The organism is Kitasatospora sp. NPDC054768 (assembly GCF_053612025.1).
In genome coordinates this window covers 1-18,014 of the sequence record NZ_JBSHBN010000014.1, presented here as the reverse complement: position 1 = coordinate 18,014, position 18,014 = coordinate 1, and the positions used below count along the sequence as shown (strand labels likewise).

Genomic DNA, 18,014 nt, shown 5'->3' with positions numbered 1-18,014 from the left:
GGGAAGCGGGGGAAGGCGGGGTGTATTTCATCCGCTGATCCGCTGAACGGCAGACAAAATCCACCCGTGGGAGTGAGTCTTGCCTACTCCGAATGAGCGAAGGAAAATTCGGGGGCGGGGTTATCCACAGGAAAAAACTCGGTTCCGGTGTCGTCCGAGGATTGCGTCCACTCTTGCGGCCATGAACGCGATGAACAACGAACACGTCATTCTGTCCCTCGGTCCGGCCTCCGACCACCGGTCGGTCGTCATGCGCGGCCCGGCCGACATGGCCGAGCTGCTTCCGTACTTCCTGGGCTTCTACCCGGACGACAGCATCGTCGCGGTCGGGCTCCACGGCCCCGGCCTCCACCAGGGCGGGGTGATCCGGGCGGACCTGCCGCGGTCGCCCGCGCAGTGGCCGGCCGCGGCGGAGGAGACGGCCGCCCTGCTGGTCGCCCTCTCCGAGCGGCACGGCGCCCGGCCGCTCCAGGTGCTCCTCTACCTCTGCCAGGATCCCGGCACGGCCCACGCCCCTCCGGTGGTGGACGGGCTGCGGCCACTGGCGCAGGCCCTCCGGGCGGCCTTCGGGCGCCGGGGCGTGGCCGTCAAGGAGTCGCTGTGCGTCTCGGACGGCCGCTGGTGGTCCTTCCTCTGCCGCGGCGACGGCTGCTGCGACGCGGCGGGCAATCCGGTGCGGCGCAGCCCCGACCCCGGTCCGGCGGCCGCCGCCGCGACGGTCGCCGGCCTGGTGCCGCGCGGCAGCCGGAAGGCGATCATCGGCGGGCTGGAGCCCGTCGGTCCGCCGGAGGCCGTCGCCCAGCGCGACGCGCTCGCCCGGGCGGAGGCCGTGGACGCCCTCGCCAGGGAGCAGCGCATCGCCCTGCTCGACCAGGCCGTCGCCGAGTTCCGGGCCGGGGCCGGGGAACTCGATCCGGACCGGACGGCCCAACTGCTGCTCGCCCTGCGGGACCGCCTGGTACGGGACCGCGGCGTCGAGTACGCCCGGCCCGACGAGCTGGCCCCGGCCGAGCGGCTCTGGCGTTTCCTCGCCCGGCGGGCGGTGCCGCCCTACGAGGGCTGCGCGGTGGCCCCGCTCACCCTGCTGGCCTGGACGTCCTGGGTCGCGGGGGACACGGCGACGGCCCGAGTCGTGCTCGGCCACGTCCTGCGGCTCGCCCCGGGCTACCTGCTGGCCGAACTGCTCTACGAGTCGCTCAACGACGGCATGACGCCCCAGGGCCTGTTGGCCGCCGTCGAGGCCCAGCGGCGGCGGCGCGAGGAGCCCGAGGCCACGGCGGCCCCGGTCGACGAACCGCGGCCCCCGGCCGGCGGAGCGCCGAGCGCCGAGGGGTCACCGCCCGCTCAGGAGGTGCCGTCCGGTGGCGCGGCGGCTCCCGGGCCCGCCGCACCGGGGGCGGGTGCGGCTCCCGGTGAACGGCCCGGGCGGGCCGCCGGTGGCCGACGGCATCGGCGGGGCGGTCGCCGGAAGGGCTCGTCCACGGCACCGGCACCGGCCGATCCGGGGCCGGGCGCGCCCGACGGCCCCGACAGCACGGAGCCGGGCGGTGGCGCCGCCGGGGCGGTCGCCCTGCTCCCGGCGCCCGGACGGGTCGATCAGCCCGGGCACACCCGGGCGGCCGGCGAGCGGTCCGCCCGGGGCCTGCGGCTCGGCCGGGCCGCGGCGTGCGCGCCCGCCGCGGTCCGGACCGGCCTCCACCGCTGCCGGGGCGTCCGGCGGGCGGGGAGGGGGAGCCATCGTGCGTACTGAGCCGCGCGGCACGGCGGCGCCGGCCCGCAGGCGGCTACGCGTCGCCGCGCGCCATCCTGATCAGGTGGTCCAGCACCTTGCCGCCGCTCAGCCGAAGGCCGTCGTGCTCCCACTCGTTGCTGATCCAGGCCCGCAGGCCGCGCACCGCGCGCGCGGTCTCCAGCGAGTCGGCGGTGTCCACGTACATGTCGTCGTGGTACACCGCCGCCACGACCGGCACGGTGTTGGCGGCCAGCCGCGCCCGGTCGTACAGGTCGGGCCAGTCGGTGCGGGCGGCGAGCAGGTCCGCGGTCTCCTTCAGCGGGCGCAGCGCCGGGTCGGTGTCGAACATCCAGGGGTAGATCATCTCCCCGGTGAACAGCACCGGCGCGTCGGACTCCAGCGCGGCCCGGGCGTCGAACTGCGGGAACTCCTTGCGGACCCGCTCGGCCGCCCAGGCGGTGCCGCCCTGGTCCACCGACCGCTGGCCGTAGATCGACTCGTGCAGCACCGCGTACAGCGGACCGCCCGCGAAGGAGAGCTGGGCCTGGGCGCCGGCCAGGAAGGTGTCGGAGAGCTCGGGCCCGGCCGCGCCCTCCACCCAGGCCTCCTCCAGCAGGTAGTGGAGCGTGCCGGAGCCGTTGCCACCACCGAGCAGCAGGCCGAGCAGCTGGAACGCCTCGACGGTGAGCAGCCCGCCGTCCGGCAGGGTCGCGGGGGAGTCGGCGAGGTGGGCCGCGATCCGGCGCACCGCCTGGACGTCCTGCGGGAACCGGGCGTAGTGGTCCTCGTTCTTACGGACCACCCGCGGGTAGGCGGCGCGGTAGACGTCGTCGGCCGAACTGCCGAGGCCGGCGAGGCCACCGGTGATGAAGGCCTCGGTCAGGCCCTCGGGGGCGATGGAGAGGTAGGTGAGGGTGCAGAAGCCGCCGAAGCTCTGGCCGAGCACGCTCCAGCGCCGGTCGGCGCCGAGCAGCCGCTCGCGGATCAGCTCGGCGTCCCTGACGATCGAGTCCGCCCGGAAGTGGGCCAGGTAGTCCGCCTGCTCCTGCGGGCCGCCGCGCCGGGCGAGGGTCTGCCGGGTCGCGGGGGTGGACCGCCCGGTGCCGCGCTGGTCGAGCAGCAGCACCCGGTAGTCGTCCAGAGCGCGCTCCAGCCAGGAGTCCCGGCCGAGCGGGCGGGCGGCCTTGCCGCCGGGACCGCCCTGGAGGAAGACCAGCCAGGGCAGGTCGTCCCGCTCGCGGCCTGTGGCCACCACCTCGCGGGCGTACACCTCGATCTGCTCGCCCTGCGGGGCGGCGTGGTCGAGCGGCAGCTGGAACACGTGGTCGGTCGTGACAATCCCGGGCAGCCGGCTGATGGTGGACATGCAACTCCTCGGTCTCTGCTGGTCACAGCGATGGCGTCGCGGTTCACGGGATCACCGGGTGCGGGGGCCGCGACCCCCGCACCGTATCCTGGCGGCGGTCGAGCACCGGTTCGACCGCCCCGCCCGTCCGATCGGACGGCCGAGCCCGACCGGCGGACGGCCCGAGCCGGCCCCGGCAGCGGCCCGGACGGTGGGTGCCGGCCCCGGAGGGTGGACGGTGACGTGCCCGCAGCGAGGCCCCGGTGACGATCCGACGGAAGTGGTACGACCGCCGAGCCGAGCCGCCCTGACCAGCGGTGCAGCGGCGGGGCGTGACCTGGCGGCGGTGCGCGGCGTTCACCCCCGGGGGCCTGCACCCGGTTCGGGCGGGCCGATCGGGCCGATCGCCGGGCGATGCGGACCCGGCCGCCCGGGCACCGGCAGCGCTGGGTGACCGCGTGCGGCGCCACGACCGGCCGCCGCCACGGGACCGCACGGCCCGGAGGGCGCGGGCCGCGGGGGAAGGGTGTCACCGGCAGGCCGGGGCGCCGGACCTGACGGCGTGCCGGGCACGGCGGCGAGCCCCGGAACGAAGGCGCGGCGCGCCGGTACCCACCCGGTACCGAGCACCGCATGGCACGACCCACCACCGGGTACGGCCAGACACGGCACATCCGCCGACGGGACGGCCCCGCCGGCCCGGCACCACCAGCACGCGATCGAGCACGCTCGCGGCCCACCGGCCTGACCCGGCCACCGGACCGCCGAGGGGAGGAGAGTCCGGTGACCGCCATGAGGCCACCACAGGCCATGCCGGCCGAGAGCGTGGTCGGCGCGCCGCCCAGGCCGATGGGCCGCCCCGACCAGGCCCCGGTGGCCGGGCCCGCGGGCGCACCGGTCGGCCCGGGCCGACCCGCGGCCCCGCCGCGCCCGCAGCCGCCCGCCGTCCACCACGCGGTGATCTGCGTCAACGCTCCGGCGATGGCCGCCTCCGGCCCCGACGGCCAGCTGCGCGGCCACGGCCTGCACGGCTTCTACCGCAACGGCGTCCGGGTGCTCGCCCGGATGGAGCTGCGGCTGGGCGGCATGGAGCCGCTGCCGCTCCAGGGCACCCTGACCAGCACCGCCCAGGCCCGCTTCCTCGGCGCGGTCCGCGTCCCCGGCGACCTGGACCCGGACCCGGCGCTCACCGTCGAGCGGCTGCGGCACGCGGACGGTGTGGAGACCGTGGTCGTGCGCAACACCGGTCCGCGGCCCGCCCGGCTGCCCCTGGAGATAGCCCTCGGCACCGACCTCGGCCCGGTCGCCGAGATCGCCGCCGGGCACCGCCAGCCCGACCTGCCGGGCCAGGTGCAGTCCGCCGGGCTGCGCTGGACGGGGTCGGTGCACAGCGCCGTGGTCAGCGCCCAGCCCTCCCCGCACGCCGTCCTGGCCGGCGCCGGCGTGCTGCGTTGGGACCTGGAGGTCCAGCCGGGCGCCCGCTGGTCGGTCGAGCTGCACACCGAGCTGGAGAGCGCCGTCGGCGGCCCGCGCCCGCCGGGCGGCCGCGGCACCGGAGCCCCGCTGCCCTGGTCCGAGCCGGAGGTCCGCAGCGACGACGGCCGGGCGGCTCCGCTGGTCTCCCGCTCGCTGGACGCCCTCGGCGGGCTGCTGTTCGCCGACCCGGACCGCCCGACCGACCTCTACCCGGCCTCCGGCGCGCCCTGGCGCTTCGGCCTCGCCCCGGCCGACGCGCTCTGGGCCGCCCGGCTGACCCTGCCGCTCGGCACCCGGCTGGCGGCCGGCACCCTCCGTGCGCTGGCCCGCCGTCAGCAGCTCGTCCCCGCCCCGGGCCGCACCGAGGGCCTGCTGCCCGGCGCCCTGCGCCACGGCGGTCCCGAGCTGCCGCCCACCTGCACCGCCACCGAGGCCACCCTGCTGTTCGTCACCGTGCTGACCGAGGCCTGGCGCTGGGGCCTGCCCCCGGCGGAGGTCGCCGAGCTGCTCCCGGCCGCCGAGCGGGCCCTGGCCGCCCTGCGCGAAGGCCTGGCCGACGGCTTCGTCACCGACCTGAGCCGCCCGCGGGAGGAGCGCTCCGCCCACCCGGTCGCCGCCCGCGCCGAGGTCCAGGCGCAGGCCCACCGCGCCGCCCTGCACGGGGCCGAGCTGCTGGAGGCCTTCGGCAGGCCGGGCGCCGAGGACTGGCGCGGCTGGGCCGCCGCGCTGCGCGGGCGCTTCCGCGAGCGGTTCTGGATCGACGACCTGTCCGGCGGCCGTCCCGCGGCCGGGCTGGCCCCGGGCGGCCAGCCGCTGCCCGCCGTCGCCTCCTCCCTGGTGCACCTGCTGGACACCGGGCTCGCCGTCGACGGCGGCCGGTACGAGAGCCTGCTGGACCGAGAGCAGACCCGGCTGCTCGCCCAGCGCCTGGTCGCGCCGGAGCTGGACAGCGGCTGGGGCCTGCGCACGCTGAGCGCCAAGTCCCCCCGGTTCAACCCGCTGGGCCACCGCGGCGGTGCGGTGCGGGTCCACGAGACGGCCCTGGCGATCGCCGGACTGGCCGAGGCCGGTCACGAGAACGAGGCCGGCACCCTGCTGGAGGGCCTGCTCGCCGCGAGCGCCCACTTCGAGGGGCGGCTGCCGGAGATGTACGCGGGGGAGCAGCGCACCCCGGGCTGCCCGCCGGTGCCGCACCCGGCCGCCTGTCGCCCGGCAGCGGTCTCCGCGGCCGCCGCCGCGCACGCGGTGTTCGCCCTCGCCGGGGTCCGGCCCGACGTCCCGGGCGGCCGGGTGCTGGTCCGCCCGGCCAGCACCGCACCGCTCGGCGAGCTGGAGCTGACCGGCCTGCGGGTGGCGGGCGAGCCGTTCTCCGTCCGGGTGAGCCGGATCGGCGTGGCGATGGTGGAGGAGGCGTCCACGGACCTGCAACTCGTCGCCCGCTGAGCCGCCGCGGGGGCTCGTGCCCCCGCGGCGGTGACACCGGGTCACCGGCGCCGCGCCTGCCCGTTCCCGGTCCCGCGCTGGACGGGTGCGAACCGCACGGGGCCCGTGCGGGGCCCCGGCCCTGCGCGGTCCCTGCGCGGGCCTGTGCTTATCGTCAGAGAGACGACTATGATCGTCGCCATGTCGCGCTACGATCCGTCGGCCTTTCCCCCGTTCGCTGTCACGGTTGACCTCGTGGTGCTGACGGTGCGCGACCACTCGCTCTGCGCCCTGCTGGTCAGACGAGGAGAGCCGCCGTTCCAGGGGTACTGGGCGCTGCCCGGTGGCTTCGTCCGCCCGGACGAGGGCCTGGCCGAGGCCGCCTCCCGCGAGCTGGCCGAGGAGACCGGCCTGCGCGCACACACCGCCCCCGGCCACGACGCGGTCGGTCCCGGCGCGGCCGGTGCCCACCTGGAGCAGCTCGCCACCTACGGCCACCCGCAGCGCGACCCCCGGATGCGCGTGGTCAGCGTCGCCTACCTGGTGCTGGCCCCCGATCTGCCCACGCCCCGGGCCGGCGGCGACGCCAGCAGCGCCCGCTGGGCCCCGGTCGGCGAACTCCTCGGCGAGAACCCGGCCGACGGCGTCCCGCTCGCCTTCGACCACGGCCTGATCCTCGCCGACGGTGTGGAACGCGCCCGCTCCAAGATCGAATACTCCTCCCTCGCCACCGCCTTCTGCCCGACCGAGTTCACCGTCGGCGAGCTGCGCCGGGTCTACGAGGCGGTCTGGGGCGTGGTGCTGGACCCGCGGAACTTCCACCGCAAGGTCACCGGCACCCCCGGCTTCCTGCTGCCCTCGGGCGGCACGACGACGCGTCAGGGCGGCCGTCCGGCCCAGCTGTTCACCGCCGGCGGGGCGACCGTCCTCAACCCGCCCATGCTCCGCCCGGAGTCCTGAGCGCCGCCGGACCCGTGCCCGGCCCGCCCTGTCCCGATCCCACCCGGCCCGCTCCGTCGCGGTGCGCGGCCCCGAAGCAGCCGAATGGCCTGGCCTGGCTGCGAACGCGGGGCCGGCGGCGCAGAGTGTCGGTGGACGCTCCGGCCGCCGGGTCGGAGGCCTTCCGGCCCAGGGAGCCCCGCGATGGCCATCGAGGACTGCGCCAACCAGCGAACCCTCATCGAGGGGCTGGCGGCGGACTACCGGAGCCTCGACGAGACCACCACCGCCACGGAGAAGGAACTGGCCGCACTGCAGGCCGAGCAGGCGGCGCCCGAGGCGATCGCCGCCGTGCAGGAACGGCTGGCCGCCGAGCGGGAGCGACTGGGCGAGATCACGGTGGAGGGCCAGGCCGCCGTCGACGAGTTCCACGCGGTGTGCGGCGGCGAGCAGCTCCCGCCCCCGCCCTGGCCTCCCCGCTAGCGGCTGCGCCCCGTCCTCGGGCACGGCGCTGAGCCCGGCCTGAGCTCCCGGGGCCACCGATGCCGGTGAAGCTCCCGAAGCCCCGGAGCCATCAGCGCTCCCGGAGCCGGCCGGAGCAGCCCGGGTCCGGAGCGGCCCGGGCCCGGAACGGACCGGTCCCCGTGAATCGCAGGATCGGATTTTCCCCTGATCGGGTGAGGCGGGCAGCCGGTGGGCCCGTGCCGTTCCCGCAATGCCCGGAATAGCCGTCGTCGCCCCCTAATGTGCTGGCGCGGAGCCGCGCGGGTGCATGCCCGCCCCTCAGGGGCGCTCCGCGTCGAGCAGGTCGGCCGAGGGCATGGGAGCAGCCAGCGATGATCCAGATCACCGGACTGACCAAGGTCTATCGCAAGGGCGCTCCGCCCGCGGTACTCGATCTGACCTTCGACGCCCGGCCCGGCACGGTGACCGCGCTGCTCGGCGCCGAGGGGGCGGGCAAGTCCACCGCGCTGCGGCTGATGCTCGAACTCGAACGGGGCCAGGGCGTCACGTTCTTCGGCGACCGCCCGTACCGCCGACTGCGCCACCCCGAGCGCGTGGTCGGGGTGATGATGCCCGGCGCCGGGGAGTCCGCAGTGGCCGGTCACCCGGGCCGCAAGGCGCGCAGCCACCTGCGGATGCTCGCCGCGGCCGTCGGCGTCCCGGCCCGCCGGGCCGACGAACTGCTGGAGCAGACCAGGCTGGCCGCGGTCGCCGGGCAGCGGCTGCGCACCTTCTCGCCCGGCATGCACCGCCGCCTGGCGCTGGCCGCCGCCCTGCTCGGCGACCCCGGCACGCTGCTGCTGGACGGGCCCGCCGACGGCCTGTCACCGCGCAACGTCGAGTGGTTCCACTCCTTCCTGCGCTCCTTCGGCGCCGCCGGCGGAACGGTCCTGGTGACCACCCGCAGCCCGCAGGAGGCCTCGCAGCTCGCGGACCGGGTGGTCACCCTGGACCGCGGCCGGCTGGTGGCCGACCAGCCCGTCGCGGAGTTCCGGCAGACCAGGCTCAGTCCCGAAGTGGCCGTCCGGGGGCCGCAGATGGCGCGACTGGCCGATCTGCTGGTCAGCCAGGGCGCGGACGTCCGCCGGGACGGCAGCGTCGGTCTCGCGGTGGCCGGGATCGACCGCACCGAGATCGGCGAACTCGCCTACCGCCACGGGATCCTGCTGCACGAGCTGGCCGACCGGGTGGTCGAGCAGCCGGCGCCGCGGGTCGTCCTTCCGGTCGGCTCGGGCCGCTCCGGCGACCTCCGCGTCCACCCGGAACCCGAGGCCGGTCCGAGCCAGGAGCCTGGCCGGCGGCCGAACCGGGAGCCGAACCGGGAGCCAGGCCCGAAGCCGCCCGCCCGGCGGGTCCCCGAACCGGCCGCCGAGCCCGTTCCGGGCGAGGCCGTGACGTCCCCGGCCGAGCCCACGACGGCCCCGCCCCCGACCCCGACCCCGGCCGAACCGGCCACCGCCGCCGCGCCGGGAGGCGCCGCCGTCCCGAAGCGCGGCGCTCCCCGCCGCCCCCGGCAGGACGGTTCCCTGCCCGCCCGCGCCCTGCCCGCCGTGGCCGTCGCCGCCGCCCTCCCGGCCGCCGCGCTCCCCGTCCTCGGCTCGGCCGGCCGCCGACCCGAGCCGCCGGGCCGTCGCCCCGGGCCGTCCATGCGGACGGGGGCCGACGCCATGGACGAACCCGCGCCCACGGTGGCCGTCGACCGGCTCTTCCGCGACGACCCGGCCCCGCCGCTGGAGCCCGCCCGGGTCCGGCCCCTCGGCCGCCGGGCCAGTGCCGACGACCTGCTCACCGACGACACCGTGCGCCTCCGGCGCCCCGCCTCGGGCGCGACCGCCGTCCGAGCCTCCGCCGTCCGGGGCGCCGTCGCCCAGAGCCCCGTCAGGCGAGCCGCCCCGGCCACCCCGGCCACCCCGGCCACCCCGGGCACCTCTGCAGCCCCCGCCATCCCCGACGACCACCGGAGCGAGTGAACCGTGCGTGTCCTGGCCTACGAGCTGCGCCGCCTGCGCGGCCTGCGTTCCACCTGGCTGCTGCTCGCCGCCGTACTGCTCGGCGACGCCGGCGTGGCCGCCGTCCTGGCGAGCCAGGCCCCGGACGGCCCGCTGACGGCCCCGGCGGGGGTGCGGCTGCTGACCGCCGCCGTCCCACTGATCCCGCTGCCCTTCGCGGCGCTCGGCGCCGGGGTGCTGGGCGCGCTCTCGTACGGGCACGAGGTGCGCCACCCGGGGCTGGTGGCCTCGCAGGTGTCGTACCCGCGCCGGGTGCGGCTGCTGCTGGCCAAGCTGGTGGTGATCGGCCCGGTCGCGGCGCTGCTGGCGCTGGCCACCCTGCTGTTCGACATGGTGGCCGTGCACCTCGCGCTGCCGGACGGCGTCACGGTGGCGGCCTGGGCGGACCCGTCCGCACTGTCGGACCGGGTCTTCGAGGCGCTGACGGGTGCGGGGGTGTCCGGGCTGTCCGACCTGCCGGGCGTGGGCGCCCCGCTTGGGCTGGTGGCCGGCCACGGGGTGCCCGCCGCACTGCTGGCCTTCGTCCTGCTCACCGTGGTGGCGGGCTGGACCGGGGTGCTGGCCGCCTCGCTGACCCGCAGTGCCGCGGCCGGGGTGCTGCTGCTGTGCGCGCTGCCGCCGCTGCTGGAGTCCGGCGTCGCCCTGCTGCTGCGCCGCACCGGCAGGCCGTGGCCGACCCGGGCGACCGAACTGCTGCCGTTCCAGTCCGGGATCGAGTGGGCCTACGGCTGGGTGTACGGCGGTGCGCACGAGGCGGTGGCCGGGAGCGCGGCGTTGACCGATCCGGCGCTGCTCGCCGCGGTCGCGACCCCTGCGGCGCTCCTGCTGCTGGCCGCCCTGCTGGCCCAGGCCCGCCGCCGCGCCCTGTAGCGCCGCGTCGCACGGAACCGCCCGCGTCGCGCGGAACCGTCCGCGTCGCACGGAACCGCCCGCGTCGCGCGGAACCGCCCGCGCAGCGCTGGGCCCCGATGAACCGCGCTGAGCCGCTTGTGCGGGGCCGCCCGCCCGGGCCCGAGGCCGTGTCACGGGTGCGGTCCCGCCCCGGACTTCCAAGATCGACCAGCAGTGACCGTAATGCGCGGTTCTTCCTGATAAGAAGTCAATTATCCAGTCACGGTCGATCACCCTTTCGTGTGCTTTTCACGAGAATTCTCAAGCCACGCCTGCCGATCGCCGACAAAGGAGGCGTGAGTACCCTTGCGCACCCCACCATGACCCCCGCCCGTTCCGCCGAAGGGCCCATCCACGGTCCCGGCGATCTGGACCGCTTCTCGTACGCCGACCGGCCGACCCCGCCGGTGCCCCGCTGGGAGGGCGCCGAGTCGGACATCGCCCGGGTCGGCCGCAAGACCACCAGCAGCCGGGGCCGTGGTCTGCACGGCCAGCTGGTCCAGCAGCTCGGCCAGATGATCGTCTCCGGCGACCTCGGTGCCGACCGCCCGCTGGTGCCCGAGGAGATCGGCCAGCGGTTCGAGGTCTCCCGCACCGTCGTCCGCGAGTCGCTGCGCGTGCTGGAGGCCAAGGGCCTGGTCAGCGCCCGGCCGAACGTCGGCACCCGGGTCCGTCCGGTCGGCGACTGGAACCTGCTGGACCCGGACATCATCGAGTGGCGCGCCTTCGGGCCGCAGCGGGACGAGCAGCGCCGGGAGCTGTTCGAGCTCCGCTGGGCGATCGAGCCGCTGGCCGCCCGGCTCGCCTCCGGCCACGGCCGGGAGGACGTCCAGCAGCGCCTGGCCGAGCTGGTCGAGATCATGAGCCACGCCGCCTCCCAGGCCGACCTCTCGACCTACACCCGGGCCGACGCCGAGCTGCACGGCCTGGTCCTCCAGATGGCCGGCAACCGGATGCTGGAGCACCTGTCCGGGATCGTCGCCTGCGCGCTGCAGGTCTCGGGCGGTCCGGCGATCTCCTGCGAGCGCCCCACGGAGTCCTCGGTCAGCCTGCACGCCCGGCTGGTGGAGGCGCTGGGCGCCGGCGACGGCGCCGCGGGCGAGGTCGCGATGCGGGCGCTGCTCACCGTCCATCCCGAGATCGAGCCCTCCGTTCCCGCGCCCAGGGAGCACTGAACGGGCTGTTTTCCACGAGCGGAGGCGCCGGACGGCGGCGGCCCGCTCCGCCCGGGCCCTCCGGCCGCACCGCGCGGCGCAGCCGGGGGGCTTCCGCATGCCGCCGTCCCACCGGGCAGAGCCGGCGGAGGCCGCGTGGCCCGAGGGGCGGAGTCCCCAGGGGGGCGAACCGCCGGGAGCGGCCCGGCGAATGCGGGCGGCGAATGCGGGTGGCGAAAGCGGGCCCACGTCGGACTTGTCCATGACAATAGATTCACCGGTGAGTGCGCGATGATGGAACCGGCTCCGGGTTGCGGGCGCCGGATGGTGTGACCCGCGACACGAAGGCCATGCGTAACACTTGACGAGTAGCAGCGATGTGTCCTGAGCGGAAGCAGCTCCGGAATACTCCAACATGTCAGAATGCTGTGTTGGTCCGCGGCGCTGCTGCCGTCCTGCAAACCCAGTCCTCAAGCCCGAGTCGGTCGGAATCGACACCGCGCGTCCGACGCGCGATCTCCTTCCCCGCCCGCTCGGGCGGCCGGTACGGGTTCGAGATCCACTCATCGTCCGAGAGGTTGTTCGTGTCGGCCAGCACATCCCGTTCGCTTCCCCCCGAGATCGCCGAGTCCGCGGCTCTGCTGGCTCTCATCGAGCGGGGCAAGGCCCAGGGGCAGATCGCCGGTGACGACGTGCGCCAGGCGTTCGAGGCGGACCAGATCCCGGTCACCAAGTGGAAGAACGTCATGCGCAGCCTCAATCAGGTGCTGATTGAGGAGGGCGTGGACCTCATGGTCAGCGCGGCCGAACCGGCCGGCGCCAAGCGCAAGAGCGTTGCTGCCAAGAGCCCCACCAAGCGCACCGCCACCAAGGCTGTCACCACCCGGACCCCGTCGGCCCCGACCAAGCCGCCCGTGCGGATCGCCCCCGGCGCTCCCGTCGCGGCTCCGGCCGTCGTCGCCGCCGCGGCCACGGCTCCCACCGTCTCCGCCGAGATCACCGTCGAGGAGACGACCGGCGTCGTCGCCGGGGTGAAGGCGGCTCCCGCCAAGAAGGCCGCGCCGGCCAAGAAGGCCGCCGCCAAGAAGACCGCCGCGCCGGCCAAGAAGGCCGCCGCCAAGAAGACCGCCGCCGGCAAGACCGCCAAGGGCGACGAGGAGCTGCTCGGCGAGGAGGAGCTGCTCGAGGACGTCGCGCTGCCCGGTGACAAGACCGAGGCCGAGGGCACCGGTCCGGAGGAGGAGTCGGAGGGCTTCGTCCTCTCCGACGACGACGAGGACGACGCGCCGGCCCAGCAGGTCGCCGTCGCCGGCGCCACCGCCGACCCGGTCAAGGACTACCTGAAGCAGATCGGCAAGGTCCCGCTGCTCAACGCCGAGCAGGAGGTCGAGCTCGCCAAGCGCATCGAGGCCGGTCTGTTCGCCGAGGACAAGCTCTCGGCCGCCGACAAGCTCGCCCCGAAGCTCAAGCGCGAGCTGGAGATCATCGCCGAGGACGGCCGCCGGGCCAAGAACCACCTGCTGGAGGCCAACCTCCGTCTGGTGGTCTCGCTGGCCAAGCGCTACACCGGTCGCGGCATGCTCTTCCTGGACCTGATCCAGGAGGGCAACCTCGGTCTGATCCGTGCGGTCGAGAAGTTCGACTACACCAAGGGCTACAAGTTCTCGACCTATGCCACCTGGTGGATCCGCCAGGCGATCACCCGCGCCATGGCCGACCAGGCCCGCACCATCCGCATCCCGGTGCACATGGTCGAGGTCATCAACAAGCTGGCCCGCGTCCAGCGCCAGATGCTCCAGGACCTGGGCCGCGAGCCCACCCCGGAGGAGCTGGCCAAGGAACTCGACATGACCCCCGAGAAGGTCATCGAGGTCCAGAAGTACGGCCGTGAGCCGATCTCGCTGCACACCCCGCTGGGCGAGGACGGCGACAGCGAGTTCGGTGACCTGATCGAGGACTCCGAGGCGGTCGTGCCGGCCGACGCGGTCTCCTTCACCCTGCTCCAGGAGCAGCTGCACTCGGTGCTGGACACCCTGTCCGAGCGCGAGGCGGGCGTGGTCTCGATGCGCTTCGGCCTGACCGACGGCCAGCCGAAGACGCTGGACGAGATCGGCAAGGTGTACGGGGTCACCCGTGAGCGCATCCGCCAGATCGAGTCGAAGACCATGTCGAAGCTGCGCCACCCGTCGCGCTCCCAGGTGCTGCGCGACTACCTGGACTGATCGACGGCAGTCGTTCCACGCGAAGGCCCGGAGCCGCACGGCTCCGGGCCTTCGCGGCTGTCCGGGCCCGGGCGTGTCAGCGTCCGGGTGCTGGTTGTCGCTCGTCCGGGTGGCGGCGCGGCGGGAAGTGGTCGCACGGTGTAGCCGGTCACCTACGCTGTGCCGGTTGCCTGCTTCCGAGCCTCCTGGAGTCACGGTGCCGACCGAGCCGGACCGCACTGACCTGCCGACGCCCATCCTGTTTCCGGCAGACCTCGCCGATCCGGCCGATCCGGCCGTCGGCCGGGCGGGCCGCCGCCGCAGGGCCGCCGTGCTGGCGCTGCTGGCCGCCGTGCCCGTCCCGCTGGTCGCCCTCGGCGGCGCGGCGCCGGCCGAGGCCCAGCGCCGGGTGGTCGGCGGCACGGCGGCGAGCACCGAGGACCACCCGTGGATCGTGGCGCTGTCCAGCCGCCAGCAGTTCGGCAGCGGCCGTTCCGGCCAGTTCTGCGGGGGCGCGCTGGTCACCCCGACCAAGGTGGTCACGGCCGCGCACTGCTTCTACGACGAGGGCAAGGGCCGGGTGGAGCGGCCGGGCCTCAAGGTGATCGTCGGCCGGGACGACATGCGCGGCACGGCCGGCCGCGAGGTGGCGGTGCGGTCGGTCTGGATCCACCCCGACTACTCCTTCGACGCGAACATGAACGACGTCGCGGTGATCACCCTGGCCGAGTCCCAGGGCGCCCGGCCGGTGGTCGAGCTGGTCGGCCAGGGCGAGACGGCGCCGTACCTGGCCGGGACCACGACGCAGGTGTACGGCTGGGGCGACACCACCGGGCGGGGCGACTACTCGCCCACGCTGCGCGGGGTGTCCGTGCCGATCGTGCCGGACGGGGCCTGTGCGCAGGCGTACCCGGGCGGGCGGGACGGAAAGTTCGACGCCCGGGGCATGGTCTGCGCGGGCGAGGAGCGGGGCGGCAAGGACGCCTGCCAGGGCGACAGCGGCGGCCCGATGATCGTCGAGGGCCGGCTGGTGGGCCTGGTGTCCTGGGGGACGGGCTGCGCCGAGGCGGCCCACCCGGGTGTCTACACCAGGGTGTCCTCGGTCGCCGACGCGGTGCGCTCGGTCCTGTGAACGCCCGCGGACGCGGTGTGCCCGGTGCCGCGGACGTCGCGGTGGGTGTGCGCCCGGTCACGTGCTGACGCCGGGTTCTGACGCGGCGTCGGCAGTCGTGGCCGGGCTGTCACCGGACCCGGGAGGGTGCCCGGGGGTACAGCAGAGCCGGGCGGCCGGCCCCCGAGGGGGTCAGCCGCCCGGCCCACCGGTCGCGCGCGGTGCACGACCGGACACAGCTCGACGCCGGCTGCTGGTTTTGGCGCCCGGGATCAGCGCTCGTCTTCGGTCGCCGTGGCGGTGGTCGTGGTGAGACGGCCGCTCTCGTCCTGTATCTCCACGGCGATCTTCTTGAGCTCGGGCTCGAACTTCCGGCCGTGGTGGGCGCAGAAGAGCAGCTCTCCGCCGCTGGCGAGTACGACGCGCAGGTAGGCCTGGGCGCCGCAGCGGTCGCAGCGGTCAGCCGCGGTCAGCGGGCTCGCAGGGGTCAGAACAGTAGTCACGTCGCCTCTTCTCTAGCTCGACGAGCTGTCGTACCAGGGTCAACATCCAACCAGGCCGAAAACGTTCCCGCTCGTGGCTTTTCTTCTCTGAGGATTCTGCTGTGTTGATGAGGACGTGCCCCGGGCGTCGGTGGTTCATGCGTGCCGATTCCCGGGATCCGCCCGTCGCTCGAACGCCCGATCGGGATCGGGTACGAGGTCCGCGTAGCATAATCCTCTGCCGGGTTGGAGCATAAGCCCCGCCCCGGGCCCCGGTAGCCTGCATAACGGCAGTTCCGGAGCCTGTGCCGGGTCCCACGATCCGCCAGGACCGGTGGTACCGGGAGGAGATGGCGCCCCCGGGGTCCGTACCCGGGTGCGGTGCTTGTTCGCGCAGCGCGTACAAGCTGCGCGGGGCCGGCCCGTCGTGCTGTGCACCCGGCGCAGGGGCTCGGGCACGCAGGGCGACGGGTGTCGGTGCGGCGTGCTGCACTGGCGTTTGGTCCGGATGCGTCCGGATGTGACCGATGAGACAGAACTTCACCGAGGAGAGTGCCGCGTGAGTGCCGAAACGACCGTGCCGTCCGCGCTGCTGGCCGGCGACGACGGTTCCAACTACACCGCGCGGCACCTGCTCGTCCTGGAGGGCCTGGAGGCGGTCCGCAAGCGCCCCGGCATGTACATCGGCTCGACCGACAGCCGCGGTCTGATGCACTGCCTCTGGGAGATCATCGACAACTCCGTCGACGAGGCGCTCGGCGGCTACTGCGACCGCATCGACGTCGTGCTGCACCCCGACTCCTCGGTCGAGGTCCGGGACAACGGGCGCGGCATCCCGGTCGACGTCGAACCCAAGACCGGGCTGTCCGGCGTCGAGGTCGTGATGACCAAGCTGCACGCCGGCGGCAAGTTCGGCGGCGGCTCCTACGCGGCCTCCGGCGGCCTGCACGGCGTCGGCGCCTCGGTCGTCAACGCGCTCTCCGCCCGCCTCGACGTCGAGGTCGACCGCGGCGGGCACACCCACGCGATCAGCTTCCGCCGCGGCACCCCCGGCCTCTTCACCGAGACCAGCCCGGACGCGCCCTTCGAGCCCGGCAACGGCCTGACCAGGGCCCGCAAGGTGCCGAAGACCCGCACCGGCACCCGGATCCGCTACTGGGCCGACCGGCAGATCTTCCTCAAGGACGCCAAGCTCTCCCTGGAGACGCTGCACAGCCGCGCCCGGCAGACCGCCTTCCTGGTCCCCGGCCTCACCATCGTGGTGCGTGACGAGCGGCTCACCGAGAGCGAGAAGGTCGAGGAGAGCACCTTCCGCTTCGACGGCGGCATCGCCGAGTTCTGCGAGTTCCTGGCCCCCGACAAGCCGGTCTGCGACGTGGTGCGGCTGCACGGCGAGGGCACCTTCAAGGAGACCGTGCCGGTCCTGGACGACCTCGGGCACATGACCCCCACCGAGGTCACCCGTCACCTCGGTGTGGACATCGCGCTGCGCTGGGGGACCGGCTACGACACCACACTGCGCTCCTTCGTCAACATCATCGCCACCCCCAAGGGCGGCACCCACGTCACCGGTTTCGAGCGCTCGCTGGCCAAGACGGTCAACGAGGCGCTGCGCGCGGGCAAGCTGCTGCGCGTCGCCGAGGACGACATCACCAAGGACGACGCCACCGAGGGCCTCACCGCGGTGGTCACCGTCCGGCTCGCCGAGCCGCAGTTCGAGGGCCAGACCAAGGAGGTGCTCGGCACCTCGGCGGCCAACCGGATCGTCGCGGCCGTCGTCGCCAAGGAGCTCAAGGCCTTCCTGACCTCGGCCAAGAAGGACCAGAAGCTCCAGGCCCGGGCCGTGCTCGACAAGGTCGTCGCGGCCGCCCGCACCCGGGTCGCCGCCCGGCAGCACAAGGAGGCCCAGCGCCGCAAGACCGCGCTGGAGACCAGCTCGCTGCCCGCCAAGCTGGCCGACTGCCGCAGCGACGACGTCGACCGCAGCGAACTGTTCATCGTCGAGGGGGACTCCGCGCTCGGCACCGCCAAGCTCGCCCGCAACTCCGAGTTCCAGGCGCTGCTGCCGATCCGCGGCAAGATCCTCAACGTGCAGAAGGCCTCGGTGAGCGACATGCTCAAGAACGCCGAGTGCGCCGCGATCATCCAGGTGATAGGGGCCGGCTCGGGCCGCACCTTCGACATCGACCAGGCCCGCTACGGCCGGGTCATCTTCATGGCCGACGCCGACGTCGACGGTTCGCACATCCGCACCCTGCTGCTCACCCTCTTCCACCGCTACATGCGGCCGATGGTCGAGCAGGGCCGGGTCTTCGCCGCCGTGCCGCCGCTGCACCGGATCGAGCTCACCAGCCCCAAGCGCGGCCAGGAGAAGTACCACTACACCTACTCCGACGCCGAACTGCGCTCCACGCTGCTGGAGTTCCAGCGCAAGAACCAGCGCTGGAAGGAGCCGGTACAGCGTTACAAGGGCCTGGGCGAGATGGACGCCGACCAGCTGGCCGAGACCACCATGGACCCGCGCCACCGCACGCTGCGCCGGATCAACCTGGGCGACCTGGAGCAGGCCGAGAGGATCTTCGACCTGCTGATGGGCAACGACGTCGCCCCCCGCAAGGAGTTCATCGTGGACTCGGCGGCCACCCTGGACCGCTCCCGCATCGACGCCTGATCCCGGCCGTGGGGGGGGGGGGGGGCCCCCCACCGGGTCGGCCCGCCCCCCACCGCCGGGGGAGGCGAGGCTGGGGC

Annotated in this window: 12 protein-coding genes; 10 read left to right on the top strand and 2 right to left on the bottom strand. The window is 74.9% G+C overall.

Annotated elements, in window-relative coordinates; all coding sequences use genetic code 11:
- Nucleotides 1-181: 181 nt before the first annotated feature.
- Entirely contained in the window at nt 182-1,750 is a 1,569-nt protein-coding gene (locus tag ACWGKU_RS06480) for a DUF4192 family protein (RefSeq protein WP_452177377.1), read from the top strand.
- A 34-nt stretch (nt 1,751-1,784) separates the two neighbouring features.
- Here ACWGKU_RS06480 and ACWGKU_RS06475 read toward each other — a convergent pair whose 3' ends face one another.
- The gene (locus ACWGKU_RS06475) at nt 1,785-3,098 is read right to left on the bottom strand and encodes an alpha/beta fold hydrolase (protein WP_452177378.1); all 1,314 of its coding nucleotides are present in this window, start codon (nt 3,096-3,098) and stop codon (nt 1,785-1,787) included.
- A gap of 771 nt (nt 3,099-3,869) precedes the next feature.
- Between ACWGKU_RS06475 and ACWGKU_RS06470 the strand changes: the two genes are divergently transcribed.
- From ACWGKU_RS06470 to ACWGKU_RS06435, 8 genes are all read left to right on the top strand, one after another.
- A complete protein-coding gene (locus ACWGKU_RS06470; RefSeq protein ID WP_452177391.1) occupies nt 3,870-5,996 on the top strand; it encodes an amylo-alpha-1,6-glucosidase in 2,127 nt (708 codons plus the stop codon).
- A 180-nt stretch (nt 5,997-6,176) separates the two neighbouring features.
- Nucleotides 6,177-6,935 (top strand): NUDIX hydrolase, encoded by a 759-nt coding sequence (locus ACWGKU_RS06465; protein WP_359912725.1) that lies wholly within the window; start codon nt 6,177-6,179, stop codon nt 6,933-6,935.
- Between the two features lie 183 nt (nt 6,936-7,118).
- Nucleotides 7,119-7,397 carry a hypothetical protein gene (locus ACWGKU_RS06460; protein WP_387694106.1) on the top strand — a complete coding sequence of 93 codons (279 nt, stop codon included), beginning with the start codon at nt 7,119-7,121 and terminating at the stop codon, nt 7,395-7,397.
- Nucleotides 7,398-7,750: 353 nt separating this feature from the next.
- Nucleotides 7,751-9,388, top strand: a complete 1,638-nt coding sequence (locus tag ACWGKU_RS06455) for an ATP-binding cassette domain-containing protein (protein ID WP_452177379.1) — start codon at nt 7,751-7,753, stop codon at nt 9,386-9,388.
- Nucleotides 9,389-9,391: 3 nt separating this feature from the next.
- Nucleotides 9,392-10,297 (top strand): hypothetical protein, encoded by a 906-nt coding sequence (locus ACWGKU_RS06450; protein WP_452177380.1) that lies wholly within the window; start codon nt 9,392-9,394, stop codon nt 10,295-10,297.
- 263 nt (nt 10,298-10,560) lie between these two features.
- Nucleotides 10,561-11,493, top strand: a complete 933-nt coding sequence (locus ACWGKU_RS06445) for a FadR/GntR family transcriptional regulator (protein ID WP_380540092.1) — start codon at nt 10,561-10,563, stop codon at nt 11,491-11,493.
- 557 nt (nt 11,494-12,050) lie between these two features.
- Entirely contained in the window at nt 12,051-13,694 is a 1,644-nt protein-coding gene (locus ACWGKU_RS06440) for an RNA polymerase sigma factor (protein WP_452177381.1), read from the top strand.
- A 310-nt stretch (nt 13,695-14,004) separates the two neighbouring features.
- The gene (locus ACWGKU_RS06435) at nt 14,005-14,805 is read left to right on the top strand and encodes a S1 family peptidase (protein WP_452177392.1); all 801 of its coding nucleotides are present in this window, start codon (nt 14,005-14,007) and stop codon (nt 14,803-14,805) included.
- Between the two features lie 251 nt (nt 14,806-15,056).
- Here ACWGKU_RS06435 and ACWGKU_RS06430 read toward each other — a convergent pair whose 3' ends face one another.
- Nucleotides 15,057-15,287, bottom strand: coding sequence for a DUF7455 domain-containing protein (locus tag ACWGKU_RS06430; RefSeq protein ID WP_359912625.1), 231 nt, complete (start codon nt 15,285-15,287; stop codon nt 15,057-15,059).
- A 538-nt stretch (nt 15,288-15,825) separates the two neighbouring features.
- Between ACWGKU_RS06430 and ACWGKU_RS06425 the strand changes: the two genes are divergently transcribed.
- The gene (locus tag ACWGKU_RS06425; RefSeq protein ID WP_380540089.1) at nt 15,826-17,937 is read left to right on the top strand and encodes a DNA gyrase/topoisomerase IV subunit B; all 2,112 of its coding nucleotides are present in this window, start codon (nt 15,826-15,828) and stop codon (nt 17,935-17,937) included.
- The last annotated feature ends 77 nt before the right edge of the window (nt 17,938-18,014 follow it).

Coding starts and splice junctions, on each gene's coding strand:
- ACWGKU_RS06480 (WP_452177377.1), top strand. CDS start 182: ATGAACGCGATGAACAACGAACACGTCATTCTGTCCCTCGGTCCGGCC.
- ACWGKU_RS06475 (WP_452177378.1), bottom strand. CDS start 3,098: ATGTCCACCATCAGCCGGCTGCCCGGGATTGTCACGACCGACCACGTG.
- ACWGKU_RS06470 (WP_452177391.1), top strand. CDS start 3,870: ATGAGGCCACCACAGGCCATGCCGGCCGAGAGCGTGGTCGGCGCGCCG.
- ACWGKU_RS06465 (WP_359912725.1), top strand. CDS start 6,177: ATGTCGCGCTACGATCCGTCGGCCTTTCCCCCGTTCGCTGTCACGGTT.
- ACWGKU_RS06460 (WP_387694106.1), top strand. CDS start 7,119: ATGGCCATCGAGGACTGCGCCAACCAGCGAACCCTCATCGAGGGGCTG.
- ACWGKU_RS06455 (WP_452177379.1), top strand. CDS start 7,751: ATGATCCAGATCACCGGACTGACCAAGGTCTATCGCAAGGGCGCTCCG.